Consider the following 22,915-nt stretch of genomic DNA (forward strand, 5'->3'; position numbering starts at 1 on the left):
GCCCGTTGAAAGACTACGGCAGAGTAAGATCAAAAATCTGAAGCAATCATGAGAAAGGCGAAACCGCCCAAGCGTTACGTACTGCCCGATCCTAAGTATAAGGAAGTACTGGTAACCAAATTTGTTAATAATCTGATGTACGAAGGCAAGAAAAGCCTGGCGTACTCAATCTTCTACGATGCTCTCGATGTGGTTGCCAAGCGCACCAGCGAAAGCGGACTGGATACCTGGAAAAAGGCGTTGAACAACGTCATGCCATCGGTAGAGGTGAAAAGTCGTCGTGTGGGTGGGGCTACCTTCCAGGTGCCGACCGAAGTACGGGCAGACCGGAAGGTCGCGGTAGGCATGAAATGGCTGATCCGGTATGCTCGTTCACGGGGTGAGAAGACAATGGTTGACCGGCTCGCAGCCGAAATCGTAGCCGCTTCGAAAGGTGAAGGTGCTGCTGTGAAAAAGAAAGACGATACGCACCGCATGGCTGAGGCCAACAAGGCGTTCTCGCACTTCCGGTTCTAATAAGTCAATACATACAGTTCTTTCCGCAGACAGGCTCTCCAGTTGGGGAGCCTGTCCTGTTTTAAAGATAGTACCTGCCACCAGTTACAAGTGCATCAGCTGGAACGATTCGGCTTGTTTCCGCAAATACAACGGGTCTGTTGCTCTGGATCGCAGCAACTCTATGCAGACCATATCCTCAATTCGGTAGATAAAGATCAGAGCAGCGAGATATGCTTAGACGGCTTTGCTTATTTTTGGCCGTATGACAACCCTCGAAAACGACCACATACGGATATCTATTCGCCCTAAAGGGGCTGAACTGACGTCTATCCTTCATAAACCAACGGCCACTGAGCACCTCTGGCAGGCTGATCCGACCGTCTGGCCATGGCACGGCCCCAACCTGTTTCCGGTAGTCGGAGGCTGCCTGAATAACCAACTTCTGATCGATGGGCAGGCTTATCCGACAGAGCGGCACGGGTTTGCGCGGCATACGGTCTTTGAAACGACCGAATCGTCTGACGCACACGCTATTTTTTCGCTGCGGGCCGACGATAAAACCCGGGCCGTGTACCCGTACGAATTTCTGTTCCAGATCATCTACGAACTGGAGGGGCCGCAGTTGACCATTACCTACCGGGTAGTGAACGAGGACCAGAAAACGGTTTTCTTCTCTGTCGGAGCACACCCGGCTTTTGCCGTTCCGTTCCGGGCCAACGAGGCCTATGAAGATTATTTCATCGAGTTTGATCAGGCTGAAGCCTTGGAAACGCACCGGCTATCGGCAGGTGGCTTTTTTACAGGCGAGACGGAACCAGTGGCCACGAACGGTAACCGGCTCCCGCTGACTGCGCATTTGTTTGATCAGGATGCGCTGGTATTTAAGAACATACGTTCCCGGCAGGTTGCTATCCGGACGGATAAGCACGAGCAGGCCGTAATAGTAACCTTCCCCGAATTCCTGTATCTGGGGCTGTGGGCCAAACCGGGCGCGCCCTTCGTGTGCATCGAGCCTTGGCTAGGGTGTGCCGACAGCGAAGGTTCGCCAGTGCCTATCGAGCAGAAAGAGGCTATTCAGCAGGTTGAGCCGGGGCGCGTATTCGACGCCAGCTTTACGATTCGTATTCAGTAAAATACGTGCATACAAAAAGGGCCAGACTCGTGTCTGGCCCTTTTTGTATGCATCGGCAACTACTTACTTACCACCAGCCTGGCCGCTCGACAGCAGATTGAAGAACTGATCGAGTTTGGGGGTGATGATGATTTCGGTCCGGCGGTTTTGCTGGCGACCAACCGATGTTGTGTTGTCATCCTTGGGCGAGTATTCCGAACGACCACCGGCGGTCATCCGCTCGGGCTGAACACCAAACTTGCTTTGCAGCGTACGAACAACCGAAGTAGCCCGCAGCGCGCTCAAGTCCCAGTTGTCTTTGATCGACGCCGTCGAGATGGGTACGATATCCGTATGACCTTCTACCAGGATATCGAGTTCTTTGTGGTCGTTCACTACTTTGGCCACTTTACCCAGTACCGTTTCGGCTTTGGGAGTGATGTCGTAGCTACCCGACTTGAACAGGAGCTTGTCTGAGATCGACACGTAAACAACACCTTTCTTCACTTCAACCTGTACATCCTGGTCGTTGATGTCGTCGAGTGAGCGTTTGAGGCTCATAACCAGGGCCAGGTTCAGCGAATCTTTCCGCTGCATGCTGGTGTTCAGGTTATTAACGTACTTGGTCTGTTCGTTCAGGGTCTCGAGCGATTTACGGATACTCTCAGCGCCCGACTTGCTCACGATTGACAGATCTGACATCCGGTCGAGCAGGTTGGTGTTGGTCCGTTTCAGGTAATCGACCTGAGCCTGCAGATCGCCCAGTTGTTTATCTTTCCCCTGCAAGTCGTTGTCTTTGGCCGACAGCTGGTTGCGCAGGTCGGCTGTACGCTGGTCGCAGTCGTTGAGCGAAGCAACAGCTTTGTCACGGGCTTCCTGAAGAGATTTGATTTCGGCCAGCCGCTTCTTACTGTTGCAGGACGACAGCATAGCTACGGCCGCAAAAAGAATCAGTACTCGTTTCATGCTAGTAAGTGGAGTTTTATCGAAGAACGAAAAGTTAGGTTTGACTGGTATCAATCGGGTTAACACGCAAATCATCCTACAAAAGTAAGTGATTCTGATTAACCATGTTAACACATCATTTTTATCTAAAAGAAATCAGCTCAAAATTTTCCTCATGTGTCTACAACTTTTTTGCAGAACGCACTGGGTAAGCTAAAGCCGTAGACATGGCCGCTCAGCCGAAGCGTCTGCCAGTCAGCCAGCAGGCCATTTACTAAAAGATGTTGGTAGTTTGCCGGCAATGCTGACTTTTGCAGATACCTTTTTCTCAGAATCATGATTAGACACTTACTTTGCCTGGCTGGTTTACTGGCCAGTACAGGCTCCGTTCTTATGGCACAGTCAGGCAGCCGGGAGATTATGTACGTCGGTACTTACTCCGTTCGTGGTAGTGAAGGAATTTATGTGTTCAGCTTTGATCGGCAGACCGGCACTATGCAGCCCGTGCAGTCGGTATCGAATACAAAGAGCCCTTCTTTTCTGGCGCTGCACCCGTCGGGTCAGTTTCTCTACTCGGTCAACGAAGCCGCCGATGCGGGGCCGACCGGGGCCGTGAGTAGCTACCAGGTCGACCGCGCAACGGGGAAGCTTACGTACGTTAATAGCCAGTCGTCGCTGGGTAAGGGACCCTGCCACATCAGCATCGACCAGACCGGAAAAACTGCTTTTGTCTCAAACTACGGCGGAGGAAGCCTGGCCGTATTACCTATCAAGGCCGATGGAACCCTGAGCGCCCCGACCGATAGTGTGCAGAACACCGGTACCGGGCCCGACCCCAAACGGCAGGAGAAAGCGCACGTTCACTCAGCTACCATAGCGCCCGACAATCGGTTCGTCTATGTAGCGGATCTGGGTACTGACAAGCTTCACATCTTTGCCCCTGACCTGAAAGCCGGCACGGTGAAGCCCGCGCAAACGCCCTTCGTAACGGTTAAACCCGGCTCCGGCCCGCGCCATTTCACGTTTCACCCCAACGGCCGGTATGCGTATCTGGTCGAGGAAATGATATCGTCGGTAGCGGTATTCAGCCGCGATGCTAAAACCGGGGCCCTTACACTGATCCAGGATGGCATACCAACGCTGCCCCAGGGCTTCAGCGGTAACAATACCAGCGCCGATATTCATATCGACCCCTCAGGAAAGTTTCTGTATCAGTCGAACCGGGGCGCCAACACCCTGGCTATTTTTTCAATCGGGACCGACGGGAAACTGACAAAAGTGGCTGATCAGCCCGTTGAAGGGAAAACACCGCGTAACTTCCTGATCGATCCGAAGGGCGACTTTGTGTTCGTAGCCAACCAGGATACGGATAACATTACCATTTTTCGGCGCGATCGTCAGACGGGCAAGCTGACTTATACAGGGCAATCGGTGTCGGTTCCGGCGCCGGTATGCGTCATTATGGCTCGCCAGTAAACCCAGCTCAACTCTCGTTTTATGCGAACCTTCGGCATACTCCTCGTTACCATCGTCAATCTAAACGCCTGTACGGGCCGCAAAACCGAATCGGCAGCTGCCGACTCGACCGTTGCCCAGGTTAACGACGCGGGCCTGGGCGCCAGCCAGTGCTATCAGCAGGTGACAGGCCGGGATACAACTACCCTGCAACTGACCATCAACGGCTCAGACGTAACGGGCGAACTGGTGGTGATGCCTTACGAAAAAGACCAGGCACGGGGTTCGATCAAGGGCACGATGGTAAACAAAATCATTAAAGCAGACTGGCAACGCTCGGGCGAAGGCGTTACCCAGCCTTATCTCATCGACTTCGAGATGCAGGGCGACTCCGTCATGTGGCGCGAAGGTGAGCGGGTCGAGGAAGGCGGCAAGTGGGTATTAAAAACACCGGATCAGGGCTATCGGTACGTATTGACAAAAACAGACTGTCGATAATGGCTTAGTTTTGTGTTGACCAGATTCGGATGCATGAGCGGATGCGCTGCGATCCGGATTCGGTCAACACCGTTTTTTATTAACCAATTCTATTTGTATGACACGTTTTCTGTTAGTGGGGGCCGTATTGGCCGTATTGGCGTTCACGATGCCAACCAAAAAAGTTGTTCTCTTCAACGGCAAAGACCTGACGGGCTGGAAAATTTACGGCACTGAAAAATGGTATGTCGAGAACGGAGAACTCGTCTGCGAAAGCGGACCTGACAAACAGTATGGCTACCTCGCTACAGAGCAGTTCTACAAAAACTTCGACCTGTCGGTTCAGTTCAAGCAGGAAGCCAATGGCAACAGTGGCGTATTTTTTCGGTCAACCGTCGAGGGCACCAAGATCAGCGGCTGGCAGGTGGAGGTAGCGCCCAAAGATCACGATACCGGCGGCATATACGAATCCTACGGACGGGGCTGGCTGGAGCAGATTCCCGCCGAAAAAGAAAACATTCTCAAGCCCGGCGAGTGGAACACGCTCCGCATCCGGGTCGAGGGCGATCACGTACAGACCTTCCTCAACGGTAAGGCCATGGTTGATCGGCACGACGAAAAAATCGGCGCGGCCAATGGCTCCATTGCCCTGCAAATCCACGACGGCGGTGGCATCAAGGTGCGCTGGCGCAAACTGGTGCTGAAAGAACTGTAGGTCCTGTCCTATTTCGGCAGATCGATATAGGACATAGTGTGTACATCATCGGCTTTGGTATTCACGAATTTCTTTTCGGGCTTGTCGAAGTTGGTGATGTACAGCCGGTTTCCTTTTAGCAAAACCTCGGCGGGCTGGTCAATGCGCCCGTCTTTCCCGTCTGTATCGCCATTCTGAACAAGGGTAGTTACCTGACCCGTTGCCAGATCGACCGACTGGATGGCATTTTCGCGGGAGTTACACAGGTACAGTATGTTCGTGTTCCGGTCTACGATCAGACCGTCGACGCAGGAAATAGGCTGGCTTACGTTCACCACTTCTTTCGAGGCCAGTTTACCATCGGGCCGGAGCGTCATCTTGTACAGCGTGCCGTCGCCAAAACTACCCGTATACAGATTTCCCTGGCTGTCGTAATCAAGTCCGTCGGCGCCGTTATCGACTCCCGTTTCGTTCACCCTGGTCGTAAACGTAGCCAGCACATGCGAGTCGGCTGTTTTGGGCTTAAGAGCCACCACACCCCGGTTGAGTTCGTTGAGCGTGAAGCTCAGTACGGCACTGCCCTTATCGTCGGCAGGCATGTCCCACTGGCTGTCGGTGACGTAAATGGTATTGCCTTTCCAGACAACGGCATTGGCCAGCCCGAACCCGGTCACGACCGGATCGACGCCCAGTACTGTACCGCCCTTCATCCGAATGCGCATCAGCCGCGATTTGAAGTTCTTGTCGTTTTCGTACTGATTTTCGGCATAATACAGATTCCCGTCGGGACCGAAGGCCAGGTCCATCGGCGCTGCGTGCTTCGTATCGGGGTGCGGGGGCAGATTGGTGACGAATTGTACTGAGTCGGGCGCGAATTTAACAAGCACACCGGGAGAGCTGTTGTCGGCCAGGTTAGGTACCGACAGATAGATAGTACCGTCGGGGCCCAGCGCCATACCATCGGGGGTGTTGTATTTATCGGGCAGGGTGTAGAGTAGTACCGGATTCCCGATGGTCGAGATCGACTCCTTAGCCTGAGCTCCGTCCAGATTGCCCGTATCCACGCCTTTGGCGTTTTCTTTTTGCTGACAGCCCGCTGCCAGACAGAGGCCCAGTAGCGCGGGCATAACATAGTATTTCATAGAATCACGTTGAGTATACAAATTGTCTTCGTACAACCGGCTGATTCCTGAAATGTTACGAACCCTTACTTCCTGTCTCCAACGCGTTTTTGAAGGCCGGGCTGCTGCCAACCGGCGCGTAGGTTCGGGCTGGAATTTATGGCTTGAGCCGGGAAATCGGGCTGCGCAATGCCTACCGTAGTTCGGCCAGCAGGTTGTTCAGGTCGAGCGAGCGCGTATACATGTCCAGCGAGCCATCGGGGCGCTGGGGCCACTGCTCCACGGGGCGATCCCAGTACAGTTCTACGCCATTCTGATCGGGGTCGTTCAGGTAAAGCGCTTCCGATACCCCATGGTCCGACGCACCGGTCAGCGGGTAGCGCGCATCCACGAGTCGTTTAAGCGCAACGGCCAGATCCCGGCGGGTTGGATACAGAATAGCGGTATGAAACAGGCCGACGCTACGGGTCGGCGCGGGTGGAGCGTCTTTGCTGTACCAGGTATTGAGGCCGATGTGGTGATGATAACCGCCGGCCGAGATGAACGCAGCCTGATCGCCGTAGAGCAGGGTGACCGAGAATCCCAGCAGGTCCCGATAAAAAGCCAGCGACCGTTCCAGATCAGCCACTTTAAGATGAACATGCCCAATCCGGGTCTGGGCAGGAATGGTATACGGTGTCATAATCAGTCAGGAAAGATCAGATGCCAAGTTGGCAATAAAGTGGTTCCCACGAAAATAGAGCAGGCCGTTTATGCCGAAAATCGCGGCTTATAAACGGCATGGCTGGTCGGTTGTGTGCGCTTCAGGCTTATTTTTAAGCATGAAAACCGCCTGTCTGTTCCTCGTTACTGTTGTTGTATCGGTAAGCACCTCACTGGCTCAGCCAGCCAAACGACCCCGTGAGTACGGCATCCGCTTTGGGGTTATGCCAACGGGACCCCTCAATGCAATTACCGATGTGCCCGGCGTTCGGGTGGGTCAGGTTACCCTGCAGCAGGGCCAGCATGTAAGAACGGGGGTTACGGCTATCCTGCCCCATGACGGGAACCTGTTCCAGCAGAAAGTACCGGCGGCTATCTACATCGGCAACGGGTTCGGCAAGCTGACCGGGTATAGCCAGGTCGAGGAGCTCGGTACGCTCGAAACGCCCATCGTCCTGACCAATACGCTGAATGTACCTACCGCGGCCGATGCCGTTATTGACCACACGCTGGCACAACCCGGAAACGCCCAGGTCCAGTCGCTCAACCCGGTGGTGGGCGAAACCAACGATGGCTTTCTGAACGACATCCGGGGGCGGCATGTCAGTAAACAGCACGTGCTCGACGCCGTGCGCACCGCCAGAACGGGACCGATCGAAGAAGGCAACGTTGGTGCGGGCACCGGAACGGTTTGCTTCGGCTTCAAAGGCGGTATCGGTACCGCATCGCGCAAGCTGCCAGCTTCGCTCGGGGGCTATACCGTGGGCGTACTGGTCCAGACCAATTTTGGCGGTGTGCTGCAGATCGGGGGCGTACCGGTGGGCGTTGAGCTGGGTAAGTATTCGTACCGGGAAAAGCTGGACGGGTCGTGTATGATGGTGGTGCTCACCGACGCGCCCCTCGACGCCCGCAATCTGAAACGACTGGCCAAGCGGGCGTTTATGGGGCTGGCCCAAACGGGTGGCATCGCTTCCAACGGCAGTGGCGACTACGTCATTGCCGCGTCAACGGCCTACCGGATTCCGCACGAAACGGCCAGCAACTTCGATGAGGTGAAACTCCTGCGGAACGACGCTACGTCGCCCCTGTTCATGGCAGCTATCGAAGCAACTGAGGAGGCTATCATCAACTCGCTGTTTATGGCCCGGACGCTTAGCGGTCATCAGGGGCACCGGGTAGAGGCACTGCCCGTCGATAAGGTGGTTGAACTTCTCCGAAAAGCCGGTCAGATCAAGTAGCGAGCCGTCTCTGATCCTAGCTTATCGGACGCGGTTGAACACGAACAGATCACTAAACGCCCAGGCGCCGTTCTTCGACTCGCCCCGCCGGATAACGAGTTGGTCGGGCCCGCGCTTTTCGTAGATAATTCGGATGGAGCCGTCTTCTTTCTCGAAGAGGGCGCGGTCTTTCTCGGCGCTGATGAACCCGTAGCGGTCCGACTTGTCTTTTTCTTCAACGCCGATCAGGCCCGGCTTGAAGTGTTTTACCAGCGCAACGGGGCCGCGCTCGGTCTGCTCGAAAGCAAAGAGTTCGTACAGCGTTACCTTGTTATCTTTCATCATCCGGATGTAGCCAACAATATTATCCCCGGCCGGGGCTGTCCAGGAGGCTTCGATCGGACCATCATTGAAACGACCCTGCCAGTGCCCTGCCAGCAATGCCATGTCGGCCAGCGTGCCCGGTTTGGTCGGCGCTGTCTGCGCCTGGGTACTCGGTCCGCTGATTAGGAAGCTGATAAAAAAGACGAGGAGCATACGGGGGTGAAAGTCGTTCATGGGGAATGGACAACCAGGGTTTATAGTGGTTGACTTCATAAAGACAGCGGGAGCCGGTTTGCTACCGACTCCCGCTATTGATCGTGGCTAAAACAGTTTCTCATTGGGCGGCTTGATGCCTTTCATCCTGATATAGATCGTAGCCTGCCCCCGGTGATGGGTCTGGTGCTCGAAACCTTTGGCAAAAGCCAGCTCCCGCGACAGTTCGTTCTTCCCAAATTTGATGGATTCGGCCAGTTGGGCGTCGCTCATGCCCTTTAAGCCGTCAATGACGAAATCATAGCTATCCAGCACGGCTTTGGTCAGAGCCGCTTTGGTTTTCAGCTCCTCCATTTTTTCCATGGATTTGCCCGCCATCGGATTGGGCTTGCCGGTAGCGGTAGAGCCGAAGAGGTAGTTGCCACTGGCCAGATGAAGCATCTGCTCCCCGAAGCTGCGGATCTCGGGGGTTGGCTTGTAGGCAATCCCATCTTCGGGCATCGCGTCGAGATATTCTTTGGTATACTCCCGGGCGCGTTGCCATTCGGTAACCAGCTGGCTGACGCTGGTAGCCGGTCGGTGGCTGCTGAGAACAGTCAGCACCAGTACAAGTAGTAAGGGCTGGAGGATGTGTTTCATGGGGTTCATTAATCGAATACACTGCCAATGTACAACATGCGATCCATAAACAGCTATACTATTTAGTCAGCGTCGATAGGAACGCTCTGGGCACTCGTCTGTCGTATCACATCTACGCCCGATCGGCCAGGCGGGCCTGTCTACCAGTCAGTTGACGTACCAGTCCGTACAGGATCAGTCCGAGCACCACCACCGATACGCCCCATTTCAGGTTAGTGAAGACCGAACAGAGCGAGGCAACCGTGGCCGACGAGGGCGGGTAAGTCTGGAGCAGGTACACGATGCAGGCGTTTTCGAGCAGGTCGAACCCCATAATACCCAGCGGCAGCACGTTTACAAGCCGGAACGACGCGTAGGGCCGGCGCCGGAACAACATCGACAGAATGATGCAAAACAGAAACGTGTAGATAAACGGATACGCCAGGTCGGCGGTAAGCTCGCCCTGGGCGTAGACAGCCCGGCCTTCGGGGCCGTATGCCGCTACCATCTGCCGAATGCGGTCGGGATCGTAGCCGGTAAGCAGATCAATCGGGCCAATGGGCCGACCGGCCAGTGTGTTCATGCGTTCTTCCAGGCTTTTGAACACATAGACCGGAAAAGGTACGTACAGAACAACCGCCAGCAAGAGCGTTTTCCAGGACGCGATGCGGTAGAAAAAATGAGATAAGTTATTGGCCATGAGTAAGGTAGGGTATGTTGCCGGAAAGCTAACGCTTTGTGGCAACACGTCCTAACAGCGCGGCCAGCCCGGCAAACGCCAGCGCCCCCAGCAGCAGGTATCCTCCCTCACCCAGCACACCTGCCAGCGCCGGTTCAAGCGTCAGGCCCGCCAGGCTGTTGAAAATGGTATCGTTGACCGACAGCAGTGCCACCGCCACCCCCGCCAGCGCGCCCCCCGCTACCAGACCCGTAGCAAACAGATTCCCCTTGCCCAGATCGGGGTCTTCATCAACGGTGCCGCTGCGTCTGGCGTTCCAGTCGACAATGGCCTTGACCAGACCACCCGCAAAAATGGGCAGGGTTGTCGATAGGGGCAGGTACAAACCCACGGCAAACGCCAGGGCGCTTACGCCCACCAGCTCGAACACAAAAGCGGTAAAGGCGCCCACCAGCACAAACTGCCAGTCGAGGTTGAACGACAACAATCCTTTAATGAGTGTGGCCATGAGGGTACCCTGCGGAGCCGGAAACTTGTCGGAGCCAATGGCGTGGGTGATGCCCTGCGCAACCAGGTCGGGCGTGGGTGTGTCGAGAATCTTCACGGTAGCGCCAACCACCAGCGACGAAACAATGACACCAATAAACAGGGCCAGCTGCTGGTAGCGGGGAGTCGCGCCGACGAGGTAGCCGGTCTTCAGATCCTGCGAAGTAGCACCGGCATTGGCGGCCGCCACGCAGATCATACTACCCACAACCAGCACCGCCGGTTCGTACAGATTTCCCGTCAGGCCGAAGCCGATAAAGACCAGGGCGGTGCCCATGATGGTGGCAATGGTCATGCCCGACACCGGCGACGACGACGACCCGATCAGACCCACAATCCGACTGGCTACGGTAACGAAGAAAAAGCCAAAGACAATAACCAGGACGGCAATGAGCAACTTCGTCAGCACCGAGTCGCCCGGAATCTGTGGCAGAATGACCATCAGCGCGATCAGTACTGCGCTGCCAATAATCACCACCCGAACGCTCAGGTCCTGCTCCGTACGGGCCAGGGTAGTGGTTGGATTCGACGTCGTGCTGCCGCTACCCACCCCGCTAAAGCTCTGGCGGAACGACGATACGATGGTCGGTATGGTTTTCAGCAGGGTCATAAACCCACCGGCCGTAACAGCACCGGCACCGATCTGGCGGATGTAAGCCCGGTATATGGCGGCTGCTGTGTCAGAGAACGCATGGGTCTGCGGATTCCACCCGCCCGGCCCACCCGCCGTTTGCAGGTCGGCGAGGTAACCCAGTTTCTGGAGCTGCAACGCAATGGTATCGCCCGGCACAACCGACGCCAGCAGCGGAATCAGACCAAGCCAGGCCAGAATACCACCCCCGACCAGCACCGCCGAGATTCGGAAGCCAATGATATACCCAACCCCCAGGTACTCCGGCGTAATCTCACCGGCTACCTGCGCCGACGGAAAATAGCGGTTCGTTTGTCGGGTGGCCCAGACCGGTACTTCGGCAATAACGTGCAGCACTTTTTGCAGAAACGCGTAGAGCAGCGCCACGCCCAGCCCCTGGTAAGCGGTTTTGGCAAAGTCGCCCCCGCGTTCGCCCGCCATCAGGACCGACGCGCAGGCTGTTCCTTCGGGGTAGGGGAGGGTGCCGTGTTCCTGTACGATGAGCGACCGGCGCAGGGGTATCATCATCAAGACCCCCACCAGCCCGCCCAGAATCGACAGGGTCAGGATAGTCCAGTAGTTAAAGAAGCCGGTGCCGATGCCATCGGTCAGGAACAGAAAGCCCGGCATCGTGAAAACTACGCCGGAGGCAATACTTTCGCCGGCCGACCCCGTCGTTTGAATGATGTTGTTTTCGAGAATGGTCGTGTTCAGAAACCGCCGGCCCAGCGAGATAGCCAGCACCGCAATCGGAATAGAGGCCGAGACCGATAACCCAGCTTTCAGCGACAGGTAAACGGTAGCGGCTCCGAACAGCACCCCAAATACGGAGCCGGTAATGATGGCTTTCAGGGTAAACTCGGCGGGCGATTCGGAAGCAGGAATGAAGGGTTTATGCGTAGGTTCAGTAAGCATAGATGAAGGATTTATCCGGCCTTCAGCGCTGATTAGCCACGCGTAATTGACGCGCAGCCGACCCGTGCCGGTTTCTGACCGTTGAGCAATGTAAAGCAAACCCCTTGACATTTTCTAACGAAATGACCAACTTTGTTCACACAAGCTCCACGCGGGAGTAGCTCAGTTGGTAGAGCGGCAGCTTCCCAAGCTGCAGGCCGTGGGTTCGAGACCCATTTCCCGCTCCAGTATTGTTTATCGTCAGGCACTTGCGAAGGAATCGTAAGTGCCTGATTTTTTTCGCCGACTTAGGTCCATCGAAACGTAGCTAACTGTATTCTGGCTAATTCGCAATGGGATTTCGCCTGGACGACATGTTCCAGGTCAGGCCGAAAAACCACCCTCCCAACGTCTGCGTGGTAGTGGGGAACTGCGCCCCCGAAAAGTCGTATGCGTTGGTTTTGTCGCTGTACGGCTCTTGTGCTGCTTCGTAAGGTTTCTGAAGTCGGGTCACCGGTCCAACGGCGTAGCCTGTGGTGAGCACCATGCGCTGACTATTGCCTACAATCAGGCTACCACCAAGCATAAGCGTATAACGACCAGTAGCGTTGAGCGAAGCACCGACTGAGAGTGCCGGGGCCAGCGCTCCTCTAAACCAGGGTCGGGTATGATAACAATGCAACAACGCCCCAACGCCAATGGTGGCAAGAGCCGGTTTCTCAAGCACCGGCACTTTACGAGCCGTTGCTGCCGTGGTTGAAGACGTGGGCTCATCCGCAACCGCAGGATTTAGTACATTACTATCGATCGCCAGATAAGTATGATCGACTAAACGGCTAACGATCAGCCCCGTTGATACATTCATCCGAAAGTTGCCGTATACCGGAATGTCAATAACCGGTAAGCTAACTTCAGACCCGCCTATAAACTGTTTTTTGACCTCAAATCGGATGTAATCTTTGTCGCGGGCGGGCATGGTGGGGCCACGCACTATCGAACCTGCCCGTAATGAAAACCATTGATCCAATTCGGCCTGAATTTCTGTTAGCTGAGTTTCACTATCAACTCGAAGCTGATCTTCAGCATCCAGTTTAGCCAGTAGCTGTTGCTGTAATGAGATTAATTCAGTTCGGCTCAGGGTTGAATTAGGAACATTCTGGTCTAAGATCTCATCAATCCCGGCTGACGACAGACATGGTTCTGCCAGAAGCTTCCGGCGAGTCTCTCGCAGAAAGACCAGGTAGGTAGTAAGCAAGGATTGCGATTTTCGCACAGCTTCTTCAATGTTGGCTCTGTTTACAGTGACGGTGCTATCAGCCTGACCGCCCGCTCCCATCATTTGGGAAAAACTGTCTAGGTTTAGGCCAGCTGCTTCCTTGATGCCAGCGTCTGGCGTCTCGCCGACTGGTGTTGTGGCCAGTTCTGATAAAGGCGATGCGTTGACTACGTAGTCGTTTTGTAAGCCGATGGTAGTCAGGGTAACGGAGTAATTGGCTGGATTTGTGTTCAATATGCGCATGCGCACATTGTCGGTGGCCCTGAAAAACTGCCACCTCCTTTCTGCTTTCAGTTTGCCTGTTGTATATCTTAACCGCAATGAGGATTCGTTCTCTGACGCACAAAGGTCATAATCCAGAACGGCATCATCGCTCTGCGTTGCGCTATTAACAGCCGCAAAGCCGGCGGCCTCTGGGGTGCCCTGTGCCAGGCAGGACGTACTAATCAGGCATAGTAGGAAAAGACAATAGATCGTTTTCATGGGATTACAAAAGAATGGTTCGTACTGACAAACAACGCTCTTTCATAAGCCGAAACCGCCGGGGTATTGCCCGTATTGATCCACAGTATAATTCCCCTATTTTCTCCTAAAGACACCCAGTGAACTATCCCTGATCCGTAACAACAGATCTCCTTTTCATTTGTACCTCTACAGGGCTAAGGTGGGTTCGAGACCCATTTTCTGCTCTGGTTTTGAAAGGACCTGTTCGTAACCGAACGGGGCTTTTTGTTTTCGTTGGTTTCGTGAACAATCCCCTTTTTCAATAGGTTAAGTCGGAAGAAACAGGTTATCAACCCCTGTTCGCTCAACGCTATGGAACGGAACACGAATCACACACAACGCTGGTGGCTGATGATTGGCCGGGGCGTTTTATATGTCCTCATCGGGGCAACCATGTTTTTCTTCGCCAGTTCGTACTCGGCCCAGTCGGGTCATATACTGGGCGTGCTGGCCGTACTGGCTGGTGTTTGCCAGCTGATTTTCTCGTTTTCGAACCAGCGCGATGAGAAAAACAACCTCTGGGGCATTCTGCACGGCGTTACCGACGTTGCCTTCGGGGTAGCCATCTTCGTTTTTTCAGAGGGTACCATCAAAGGATTTGTTGATGTGCTGGGTTTCTGGGCTATGATGTATGCGTTTCTGCAGGCGGTTCAGGCTATGTACTCGTTCCTGGCCGCGCGCGGAGCCGGTACCGTCAGCGGAACCAGCCTTGTCCACTTCCTCAACGTATTGACCGCCGGGGCCCTGGCCTTTACCTTACTGCTGCGGCCCGCCGGCTTCGATAATTCGCTCGGGTTTATCGGCGTTTTTCCCATTGTGCTGGGCGCGCTCATTATCGTGCTGACGCAGCAGATGCGGGCGCAGGTAGCGCAACGCTATCACTAACCGAACGCGCTGAAACAAGCGAGGGGGGCAGAAAATAATTTCTGCCCCCCTCGCTTGTTTCGTTTAGTCAACCAGGCTCTGCTGCTGGCGTACCTGCTGGCCAATGGGTACGTATTCGACCTCGCAGGGGTACCCAAACAGGCAGTTGTCTTTGATGCGCTGGGCTACCCGGTCGGGTACCATGGACTCCCAGCCGTCTTCACCCCGCTGAATCATTTCGAGTACGCTGTCGGTCGAGATGTGCAGATTCGCTTCGTTGTAGTCACGGATGTCTTCGATCTTGTCGTTCCGAACCAGGTACTGGTACAGCGGCTCCAGCGTCGGGGGCAGCTGAAAATCGTTGCAGGTATAAACCGCGTCGTTTCGCAGGGTCGGGTAAACGAACAGCTTCACCTTCCGGCTGAACAGGGTGGCGAACCCTTCCAGAATACCGCCCGGCAAAAACTCATAATGGCCTTCTTCAAAGATGTATTCGAGGTTCGGGATACCGACCGTAAGCCCGATCTTGAGCCGCGTAAGCCGCGCCAGATACGCCACCAGTCGGTAATACTCCAGGTAATTGGAGATCATCACGGCCTGCCCCATCGAGCACAGAATATCGACCCGGTCGAGGAAGTCTTTCTCGTCGATACCCTGGTCGCTGGCTTTCAGGTTATGCAGGGTTAGCTCGGCCATCGATACGACCTTGCTTTCGTCGACATCGGGTTCGGCCTTGAACTGCTTCAGCCCATTCTCGATCATGTCGAGCTGAACGTTGGTCAGGGGCCGCAGCCGTCCGCGCATGACCAGGATGTGTTTCTTGTAGAGAGCCTCGGAAGGCTGCAGTACCTGCCCGTCGGGTCCGAAGAGGGCCGCGTCGGTAAAGCCGTTTTTGACCAGGTGCAGGCTCATCAGCCGGTTGTCGACCTCGGCAAAATCGGGGCCGCTAAACCGGATCATGTCGATCTGGATGCGCTCCGGCGCGAGATCGTCCATGAGCGAGAGCACCAGCGTTTCGGGCGATTTGGCGTAGTAATAGCAGCCGTAAATCAGGTTCACCCCAATGACGCCCAGCGCCTGCTGCTGCAGTACGTTCTCGTTGTCGAGCATCCGGACGTGAATGATCACATCATTGTAGCCCGACTGGGGCGTTAGCTGAAACCGGCAGCCAATCCAGCCGTGGGCGTCGTTGGTTTTCTGGAAGTTGAGAGCCGCTACGGTATTGGCAAAGGCAAAGAAGGTCGTATCGGGGCCGCGTTTTTCGGCCAGGCGTTTTTCCAGCAGGCTGTATTCTTTATTGAGCATTTTCACCAGCCGCGATTCAACCACGTAGCGGCCGCTTTCTTCAACGCCGTAGATCGAGTCGCTGAAGGTCATATCATAGGCCGACATTGTCTTGGCAATGGTACCCGACGAGCCGCCCGCTTTGAAAAACATGGCCGCTGTTTCCTGGCCGGCACCGATTTCGGCAAACGAGCCGTATATCTTCCGATCGAGGTTGACGCGTAATGCTTTCTGCTTCGTGCCTATATTCTTCTCGTACATGATGGTGGTGCTTATGTTGATAAAGATACGATGCAAAACTACAAAACCGATGTGGCCCCTGAGGTCTCAACGCTTGTTATGGAATTGTTGTTTTGCCGCGTACCACTCAGGCCGTACGGGTTACTGGTAACCCGTACGGCCTGTTTCCCCATCAGCAGAACGCATCTTCTAGGTGTTTGATTCGGACCTCATTCATGGCGATGGTGACGGCTATAATGTCGAAACGGACGTCGTAGGGCCAGTTTTGGGCGAAGATGTAGTGCTCGGCCGTTTTCATAACGAGCCGGGCTTTGGTGTAGTTGACAAACTCCTCCGGGTTGCCGTAGCTGACATTGGTACGGGTCTTGACCTCCACGAATACCATCAGCTTGTCTTTGCGGGCAATCAGATCGATCTCGGCATGCTGGTGCCGGTAGTTGGTGGCTACAATCTGATAGCCGTTGTCCAGGAGATAGCGGGCGGCTTCGGCTTCGCCCTGTTTACCGGTTTCATTGTGCTGTGCCATGGGGTAGGGGTTAGTTACGGACAGGAAATCGAACGAAAGAGGCCGATTCTGGTGTTATTTGAGGAGGTGGAAGCAGACTTCCGCGTAAAGGAATGAATACACGCATCAATAAGCAAGTTGTCGTAGAAAATCTGGGACTGATTGATTATCAGGCTGCCTGGGACGAACAGGAGCGCCTGTTTGCGCAGATTGTGGCGCAGAAAGTGCAGAACCGCGAATGCCCGGATACGGAGCAGGTGCCCACGCCCAACTACCTCTTGTTTTGCGAACATCCCCATGTCTATACGTTGGGAACGAGCGGAAGTATTGATAATCTGCTGGTCGATGAAGAGCGGCTGGCGGCTGACTACGGTGCTACATTTTTTAAAATCCGGCGCGGTGGCGATATCACCTACCACGGCCCCGGCCAACTGGTTGGTTACCCTATTCTGGATTTAGCCAACTTTTTTACGGACATTCACCGCTATATGCGGTTGCTGGAAGAAGGCATTATCCGAACGCTGGCCGATTACGGACTGCGGGCGGGCCGGGTAGAAGGGGTGGGCGCTGACCGGCTGACCGGCGTTTGGCTCGATTATGACGGGGGCCCCAGGCCGCGAAAAATCTGCGCTATGGGCGTAAAAGCCAGCCGCTGGGTAACGATGCACGGATTTGCGTTGAACGTCAATACAGATTTGTCGTATTTTGGCCATATTGTCCCCTGTGGTATCAGCGATAAGGCTGTAACCTCGCTGGCCGCCGAACTGGGGCATACCGTACCGCTCAGCGAAGTGGCCGGTCGGGTGAAACAGCACCTGGCCGATTTATTTGAGATGGAGTTGATTCAACAGGAAAAAACGCAGCCGAACGAAACGGCAACCGCTGTTTCTGGCACGTTGTGAGGCACATACCCGCACCGGCTGGCTGGGCTCAGGAAATCAGGTAATGAAAAAAGATATTAATTTTTTGCCCGTTGAGGGCGTACAGATTGTGATTGCCCGCAAAGAGAATACGGTTGGCGGGTATGACTGGCAGGTTTTTTTAATCAACCAGAACGACGTACCGATCCGGACGGTTTTCGTAACCTCGAAAGGATACGGGCTCAAAGATGATGAAGAGCAGAAAACCTCTACGCTGCGGCACTTCTTTGTGGAAGTACAGCCCGGCGCGCACGAAGTCGTTGAAACCATCATGCCCGATGTGTTTCATCTGAACAATGAATATTGGGTGAGTTACTATATTGATAATCAAATATTCGACAAGAAATTCATCTTTGTTCCCGATAGCATCGTTGAGGATAACCTCGTTACGGTGCCGGCCCTGGGGCTGGAGGGAATCCTGCACGAATGATGGCCAGCCTGCTGCGGTGGGCATACTGACCAAACAACCCTGAACCCCGATGCCGCAAGCCGTCTCCTGGAAACGCCGACTTAAAAACGTTTTATTCATCGATCTGAAAACTGTGGCGGGCGAGCCGTCGCTGCTGTCGGTCGATCCGCGTCTGCAACGGCAGTGGGAAGAAAAAAGCCGCCATTTCCGAGCCGAAGATGAACTGTCGGCGGCAGGCTGGTACGACCGGCGGGCGGCTTTTTACGCCGAGTTTGGCAAGATTATCTGCATTGGTGTCGGCGGTCTTTTTTTCAACGATGCCGATCAGCCCAACCTAAAAGTCAAACTGCTCAGCAACGACGATGAGCGAACCATTCTGAGCGAGTTTCTGACCATTGTAAACCGATACCCACCCGGCGAACTGGTACTCTGCGCGCACAATGGCAAGGAGTTTGACTTCCCTTACCTATGTCGGCGACTGATGGTAAACGGGTTGCCGCTGCCACCGGCTTTGCAGATTGCCGGCAAGAAGCCCTGGGAAATACCGCACCGCGATACCCTGGAGCAGTGGCAGTTTGGCGATAAACGACATTTCGTACCGCTCGACCTGCTGGCGGCTGTGCTGGACGTACCCGGTCGACCGCTCGAATGGATGGGTGACCGCACCAGCGAAGTCTATTACCGCGAACACGACTGGCCCCGGATCGAACAGTATGCCCGGGATTCGGTGGTCATGCTCGTACAGGTGTATCTGCGCATGGTGGGTGCCCCGCTCGTGGCCGACGAGCATATTGTAAATAGTGACTGAAATCAGCCACCAGAAGAGATGAACGCAGGGCGACCGGCCGTTTCTGTATCGGCTTAAAACCAATGTGTTCGCTCTGTGTTTAACAAGTTAAGCTCGCCCTTCAGGCAGAGCATATTACATGAGAAACGGAAAACCAAAACAAAATAAATACACCCGGCCCGACCGCGGTGACAGCACGAAACCACGTGCTCGCGAGCGAGGTTCGGAACAAAGTAAAGCCCGGCCTATTCAACAGGCCGATAGCTTTCTGGACGAGATGAAAAACGACCTGATGGCGTTTTTCCAGATTAACGACGAACAGTCGTTTACGCAGGAGCAGGTGCTCGAGCATTTCGACATCGGCGACCGGCGGATGAAACTCATTCTGCATGGCCTCATCGGCGAACTGACCGACGAGGGAGCCATTGTTCGCCAGCCCGACAATTCCTACCGGGCCGATGCCGACGCCAACGTCGTAGAAGGTGTAGTCGATCACGTCAACTCCCGCTTTGCGTTCGTCATTGCCGAGTCGCCAACGGGCGGCCGGGGCGATCGCGACGATGATATCTGGGTGTCGACCGATGACCTGAACGGCGCCGTCGATGGTGACCGGGTTCGGGTGGTTCGCTTTGCCGATTCGCGCAACGGATCGGGCGGGCGCTCGCGTCGGCGGATCGAAGGTAAAGTGGTCAGCGTAGTCGAGCGCGGCCGTACCGAGCTGGTTGGTCGTATTGACGTATGGCCCACCTACGGCTTTGTCGTTCCCGACAGCAAGAAGATATACGACGATATTTTTATCCCGAAAGAGAAACTGGGTGGGGCCAGTGATGGCGAAAAAGTCATTGTCCGGCTCACCAAATTTCCCGATCCGGGCAGTAGCAAACAGCGGTTCGAGGGCGAAGTCGTAACGGTGCTGGGCGTGGCCGGGCAGAACAATACCGAAATGCACGCCATTCTGGCGGAGTTCGGACTGCCAATCCACTTTCCAGCCGATGTAGAGCAGGAAGCGGAAGCCATTCCGACCAAAATCCTGAAGAAAGACCTGGCCAAACGACGCGACATGCGCGAGGTGACTACCTTCACCATCGACCCGGTCGATGCCAAGGATTTTGACGATGCGCTGTCGGTACAGGTGCTGGATAATGGGCATTACGAAATCGGCGTACATATTGCCGACGTGACCCACTACGTGCGGCCCGGCTCGAAACTGGAAGAAGAAGCGTTCAAACGCGCTACGTCGGTCTACCTCGTGGACCGGGTGGTGCCGATGCTGCCCGAAAAGCTGTCTAACGGCCTGTGTTCGCTCCGGCCCAACGAAGATAAGCTGACGTTTTCGGCGGTATTCGAGCTTACGCCCGATGCCCACATCGTAAAAGAGTGGTTTGGGCGTACTATTATCCACTCGAATCGGCGGTTCAGCTATGAAGAAGCGCAGGACATCCTGAACAACAGCAACGGCGATTACCTGGCCGAGCTGCAACTGCTCAACGAACTGGCCTACAAGCTGCGGGCTGAACGTTTCAGACGGGGGGCCATCAACTTCGAAACGGTAGAGGTTCGCTTCAAACTGGATGAGAACGGCGTACCGCTGTCGGTATATCCGAAACTGCGGCAAGACACGAATAAACTCATCGAAGAGTTCATGCTGCTGGCCAACAAACGGGTAGCCGAGTTTGTCCACTCTCTGAACAAAAAAGGCGATGAGAATACGATGGTCTACCGCGTACACGAAGGCCCCGACGAAGACAAACTCCGGCAGTTTGCTGATTTTGCTGGTCGGCTGGGCTTTAAACTGAAAGTAGACGAAGAGCATCTCTCGAACTCCATGAATCAGTTCATGGCCAGTATCGAAGGCAAACCCGAAGCCAGTATGCTATCGCAGCTGGCGGTGCGGACCATGTCGAAAGCGCGCTATAGTACCGAAGATCTGGGGCACTTTGGCCTGGCTTTCCGGCGGTATTCGCATTTCACGTCGCCGATCCGGCGCTACCCCGACATGATGGCCCACCGGCTGCTGCAACATTATCTCGACAAAGGCAAACCGGTTGAGCGCGACACGCTCGAAGACCAGTGTAAACACGCGTCGGCCCGCGAAAAAATGGCGTCAGATGCCGAACGGGCCAGTATCAAATACAAGCAGGTCGAGTTCATGAGCCGGATGGAGCCGGACCGGACGTTTGCGGGGGTAATTTCGGGCGTTACCGAGTTCGGGATCTTCGTCGAGATCACCGAGAACAACTGCGAAGGCCTTGTACGGATGCAGGACCTGAGCGACGATTTCTATGATTTCGACAAAGAGAACTACCGGATCATTGGCCAGCGGAACAAGAAAATATACACCTTCGGCGATGCGGTAGAGGTCCGGGTCAAAGAAACCAACCTGGCCCGCCGGAGTATGGATTTCGTGCTCGTCGGCGACAACGCCAGCCGGGCCACCGGTGGTAAAACATCGGGTCGGCGCTCCGACGGCAAACGGGACTCGGCCGGCCGGTCGTCGGCTTCTTCGGCCCGGCGCAGTAGTTCGGGGCGCAGCGACGCGCCCGCGGCTAAAGGCCAAAACCGGCGGGGCGGCCGCGGACGGCGGTAAGGCAGACGGATACTTTTTATCCCGGTTGGCGCAGGCTGACCGGGCTTTTCATGTAAAGCGCAAGCAAGATGGATGAATTCATGCAGGAGGCCATCAACCAGGCCCGCAAAAGTTTGAACGAAGGCGGTATCCCGATTGGGTCGGCGCTGATCAAAAATGGCGTACTGGTCGCTTCGGGTCATAACAAACGGGTGCAGGAAGATAACCCCATTCTGCACGGCGAAATGGACTGCCTCAACAACGCCGGCCGGGTCGGGTCGTTTCGCGATACAGTTATTTACTCGACCCTGATGCCGTGCTACATGTGTGCCGGAACGATTGTGCAGTTCAAGATTCCCAAAGTGATTGTGGGCGAATCACGGACGTTTGCCGGAGCGCGCGCCTTCATGGAGGAGCATGGCGTTGAAGTCGTTGACCTTGACTTGCCCGAATGTGTGCAGATGATGGAGCAGTTCATTGCCGACAAGCCCACGCTCTGGAACGAAGACATCGGCGAGCTGTAGCGGTTACTTCACCGGCATCGTGCGTCTTACGAAGGATTTTTACTTCCGTACCGCGCGCGTATGTTCCGACTGTTTTGTGGCCTGGTGCTATTTCTGGAGCTGGCTCTTTCGCTGAACTGCCGGGCTCAGCGGTCCCGTTACTGGCAAGATAAGCCCGGCACCTGGCAGATCAGTGCGGGGCTGGGCGCTACCCGCTATGCCGGTGACCTGAACGAATCGGGTAGCCTGACCCGCCTGCGGCTGGGCGCTGCCATCAACGGAGCCATTACCTACCGACTGTCGTACCGGCTATCGCTCCGGGCCGAAGGGCAGATCTACTACATTTACGGAAGCCAGAAAGACACGCGTAATTTTTATAATAACCTGTCTTTTTTTAGCCTCAACCCCGACATCTGGGCGGGTGTTCAGCTGGATCTCTGGCCTGTCAACCATCCTACGCTGGGTAATGCGCCCTATGCGCTGTTAGGCGCGGGGCTTACCTACATGCGGCCCCGTACGACTTTCGAAGGAAAATCGTACGGCCTGGCCGAGCTGCGGACCGAAGGGGTCAGCTACAATCTGTTTCCGCCGATCATTCGCTACGGGATGGGTATGCCGGTGTACACCAGCCATCGAATCCGGGTTCAGCTCGAGGGTACCTATACGCATGTGCTGAGCGACTATCTGGACGATGTCAGCACGGTCTACGTGGATCAGAGTACCCTGACGCCACTGGCTGCGGTGCTGGCAGACCGGCGGGCCGAGATTGGATGGCCGCTGAATCGGCCCGGCGAGCAGCGCGGGAACAGCACCAGAAACGATGGATACTGGGTGTTTTCGGGGCGCTTTGTATACGTACTTTCGACCCCACTCTACCAAAACTACCGGCAAAAGTTTGGGCGGTAACCCCGCTCACTCAGCGGTTAGGCTTT

Annotated in this window: 23 protein-coding genes and 1 tRNA gene; 14 read left to right on the top strand and 10 right to left on the bottom strand. The window is 55.2% G+C overall.

From position 1 onward, the window contains the following. Positions 1 to 48: 48 nt before the first annotated feature. Entirely contained in the window at positions 49 to 516 is a 468-nt protein-coding gene (rpsG, locus tag FBR45_RS00435; RefSeq protein WP_077923687.1) for a 30S ribosomal protein S7, read from the top strand. 244 nt (positions 517 to 760) lie between these two features. Further along, a complete protein-coding gene (locus tag FBR45_RS00440; RefSeq protein ID WP_138498316.1) occupies positions 761 to 1,630 on the top strand; it encodes an aldose 1-epimerase family protein in 870 nt (289 codons plus the stop codon). Between the two features lie 63 nt (positions 1,631 to 1,693). Here the strand turns inward: FBR45_RS00440 and FBR45_RS00445 are convergent, their stop codons facing one another. After that, positions 1,694 to 2,575 carry an OmpA family protein gene (locus FBR45_RS00445; RefSeq protein WP_077923689.1) on the bottom strand — a complete coding sequence of 294 codons (882 nt, stop codon included), beginning with the start codon at positions 2,573 to 2,575 and terminating at the stop codon, positions 1,694 to 1,696. Between the two features lie 315 nt (positions 2,576 to 2,890). Here FBR45_RS00445 and FBR45_RS00450 point away from each other — a divergent pair, with 315 nt between their 5' ends. From FBR45_RS00450 to FBR45_RS00460, 3 genes are all read left to right on the top strand, one after another. After that, on the top strand, positions 2,891 to 4,030 hold the full coding sequence (locus tag FBR45_RS00450; RefSeq protein ID WP_246082060.1) for a lactonase family protein: 1,140 nt from the start codon (positions 2,891 to 2,893) through the stop codon (positions 4,028 to 4,030). Positions 4,031 to 4,051: 21 nt separating this feature from the next. Continuing rightward, the gene (locus FBR45_RS00455) at positions 4,052 to 4,507 is read left to right on the top strand and encodes a hypothetical protein (protein WP_138498318.1); all 456 of its coding nucleotides are present in this window, start codon (positions 4,052 to 4,054) and stop codon (positions 4,505 to 4,507) included. Positions 4,508 to 4,604: 97 nt separating this feature from the next. After that, a complete protein-coding gene (locus FBR45_RS00460; RefSeq protein WP_138498320.1) occupies positions 4,605 to 5,201 on the top strand; it encodes a 3-keto-disaccharide hydrolase in 597 nt (198 codons plus the stop codon). Between the two features lie 8 nt (positions 5,202 to 5,209). On the opposite strand, the gene FBR45_RS00465 is transcribed toward FBR45_RS00460, so the two are convergent. Both FBR45_RS00465 and FBR45_RS00470 read right to left on the bottom strand, forming a co-directional pair. Then, positions 5,210 to 6,322, bottom strand: coding sequence for an NHL repeat-containing protein (locus tag FBR45_RS00465; protein WP_138498322.1), 1,113 nt, complete (start codon positions 6,320 to 6,322; stop codon positions 5,210 to 5,212). Between the two features lie 172 nt (positions 6,323 to 6,494). Beyond that, a complete protein-coding gene (locus FBR45_RS00470; RefSeq protein WP_138498324.1) occupies positions 6,495 to 6,983 on the bottom strand; it encodes a VOC family protein in 489 nt (162 codons plus the stop codon). A 139-nt stretch (positions 6,984 to 7,122) separates the two neighbouring features. On the opposite strand from FBR45_RS00470, the gene FBR45_RS00475 reads away from it, so the two are divergent. Next, on the top strand, positions 7,123 to 8,241 hold the full coding sequence (locus tag FBR45_RS00475) for a DmpA family aminopeptidase (protein WP_138498326.1): 1,119 nt from the start codon (positions 7,123 to 7,125) through the stop codon (positions 8,239 to 8,241). A 21-nt stretch (positions 8,242 to 8,262) separates the two neighbouring features. On the opposite strand, the gene FBR45_RS00480 is transcribed toward FBR45_RS00475, so the two are convergent. From FBR45_RS00480 to FBR45_RS00495, 4 genes are all read right to left on the bottom strand, one after another. Continuing rightward, positions 8,263 to 8,778, bottom strand: a complete 516-nt coding sequence (locus FBR45_RS00480; protein ID WP_394344350.1) for a DUF6265 family protein — start codon at positions 8,776 to 8,778, stop codon at positions 8,263 to 8,265. A gap of 87 nt (positions 8,779 to 8,865) precedes the next feature. Then, positions 8,866 to 9,396, bottom strand: coding sequence for a DinB family protein (locus FBR45_RS00485; RefSeq protein WP_077923696.1), 531 nt, complete (start codon positions 9,394 to 9,396; stop codon positions 8,866 to 8,868). A 112-nt stretch (positions 9,397 to 9,508) separates the two neighbouring features. Further along, the gene (locus FBR45_RS00490) at positions 9,509 to 10,075 is read right to left on the bottom strand and encodes a hypothetical protein (RefSeq protein ID WP_138498328.1); all 567 of its coding nucleotides are present in this window, start codon (positions 10,073 to 10,075) and stop codon (positions 9,509 to 9,511) included. Positions 10,076 to 10,103: 28 nt separating this feature from the next. Continuing rightward, positions 10,104 to 12,146: an OPT family oligopeptide transporter gene (locus FBR45_RS00495; protein WP_138498330.1), complete on the bottom strand. Its 2,043-nt coding sequence runs from the start codon at positions 12,144 to 12,146 to the stop codon at positions 10,104 to 10,106. Positions 12,147 to 12,297: 151 nt separating this feature from the next. Here FBR45_RS00495 and FBR45_RS00500 point away from each other — a divergent pair. After that, positions 12,298 to 12,373: transfer RNA gene (locus FBR45_RS00500), tRNA-Gly, on the top strand. A 95-nt stretch (positions 12,374 to 12,468) separates the two neighbouring features. Here the strand turns inward: FBR45_RS00500 and FBR45_RS00505 are convergent. After that, positions 12,469 to 13,884, bottom strand: a complete 1,416-nt coding sequence (locus tag FBR45_RS00505; protein ID WP_138498332.1) for a hypothetical protein — start codon at positions 13,882 to 13,884, stop codon at positions 12,469 to 12,471. 333 nt (positions 13,885 to 14,217) lie between these two features. Here FBR45_RS00505 and FBR45_RS00510 point away from each other — a divergent pair, with 333 nt between their 5' ends. After that, complete coding sequence (locus FBR45_RS00510; protein WP_246082061.1) at positions 14,218 to 14,790, top strand: DUF308 domain-containing protein; 573 nt, start codon at positions 14,218 to 14,220, stop codon at positions 14,788 to 14,790. A 63-nt stretch (positions 14,791 to 14,853) separates the two neighbouring features. Here the strand turns inward: FBR45_RS00510 and FBR45_RS00515 are convergent, their stop codons facing one another. Both FBR45_RS00515 and FBR45_RS00520 read right to left on the bottom strand, forming a co-directional pair. Then, positions 14,854 to 16,314: a TonB-dependent receptor gene (locus FBR45_RS00515; protein ID WP_138501820.1), complete on the bottom strand. Its 1,461-nt coding sequence runs from the start codon at positions 16,312 to 16,314 to the stop codon at positions 14,854 to 14,856. A gap of 151 nt (positions 16,315 to 16,465) precedes the next feature. Then, a complete protein-coding gene (locus FBR45_RS00520; RefSeq protein ID WP_138498334.1) occupies positions 16,466 to 16,819 on the bottom strand; it encodes a YraN family protein in 354 nt (117 codons plus the stop codon). A gap of 92 nt (positions 16,820 to 16,911) precedes the next feature. On the opposite strand from FBR45_RS00520, the gene lipB reads away from it, so the two are divergent. The 6 genes from lipB to FBR45_RS00550 all read left to right on the top strand — a co-directional run bounded on the left by lipB (position 16,912) and on the right by FBR45_RS00550 (position 22,889). Continuing rightward, entirely contained in the window at positions 16,912 to 17,700 is a 789-nt protein-coding gene (lipB, locus tag FBR45_RS00525; RefSeq protein WP_138498337.1) for a lipoyl(octanoyl) transferase LipB, read from the top strand. Positions 17,701 to 17,743: 43 nt separating this feature from the next. After that, on the top strand, positions 17,744 to 18,148 hold the full coding sequence (locus FBR45_RS00530) for a hypothetical protein (RefSeq protein WP_138498339.1): 405 nt from the start codon (positions 17,744 to 17,746) through the stop codon (positions 18,146 to 18,148). Between the two features lie 49 nt (positions 18,149 to 18,197). Then, positions 18,198 to 18,935 carry a 3'-5' exonuclease gene (locus tag FBR45_RS00535; protein ID WP_138498341.1) on the top strand — a complete coding sequence of 246 codons (738 nt, stop codon included), beginning with the start codon at positions 18,198 to 18,200 and terminating at the stop codon, positions 18,933 to 18,935. 118 nt (positions 18,936 to 19,053) lie between these two features. Beyond that, a complete protein-coding gene (gene rnr, locus FBR45_RS00540; RefSeq protein ID WP_138498343.1) occupies positions 19,054 to 21,501 on the top strand; it encodes a ribonuclease R in 2,448 nt (815 codons plus the stop codon). 68 nt (positions 21,502 to 21,569) lie between these two features. Next, positions 21,570 to 22,004: a nucleoside deaminase gene (locus FBR45_RS00545; RefSeq protein WP_138498345.1), complete on the top strand. Its 435-nt coding sequence runs from the start codon at positions 21,570 to 21,572 to the stop codon at positions 22,002 to 22,004. A 60-nt stretch (positions 22,005 to 22,064) separates the two neighbouring features. Then, positions 22,065 to 22,889, top strand: a complete 825-nt coding sequence (locus FBR45_RS00550) for a hypothetical protein (RefSeq protein ID WP_246082062.1) — start codon at positions 22,065 to 22,067, stop codon at positions 22,887 to 22,889. Positions 22,890 to 22,915 lie beyond the last annotated feature (26 nt).

It is taken from the genome of Spirosoma lacussanchae, from assembly GCF_005870035.1.
Lineage (GTDB): Bacteria > Bacteroidota > Bacteroidia > Cytophagales > Spirosomataceae > Spirosoma > Spirosoma lacussanchae.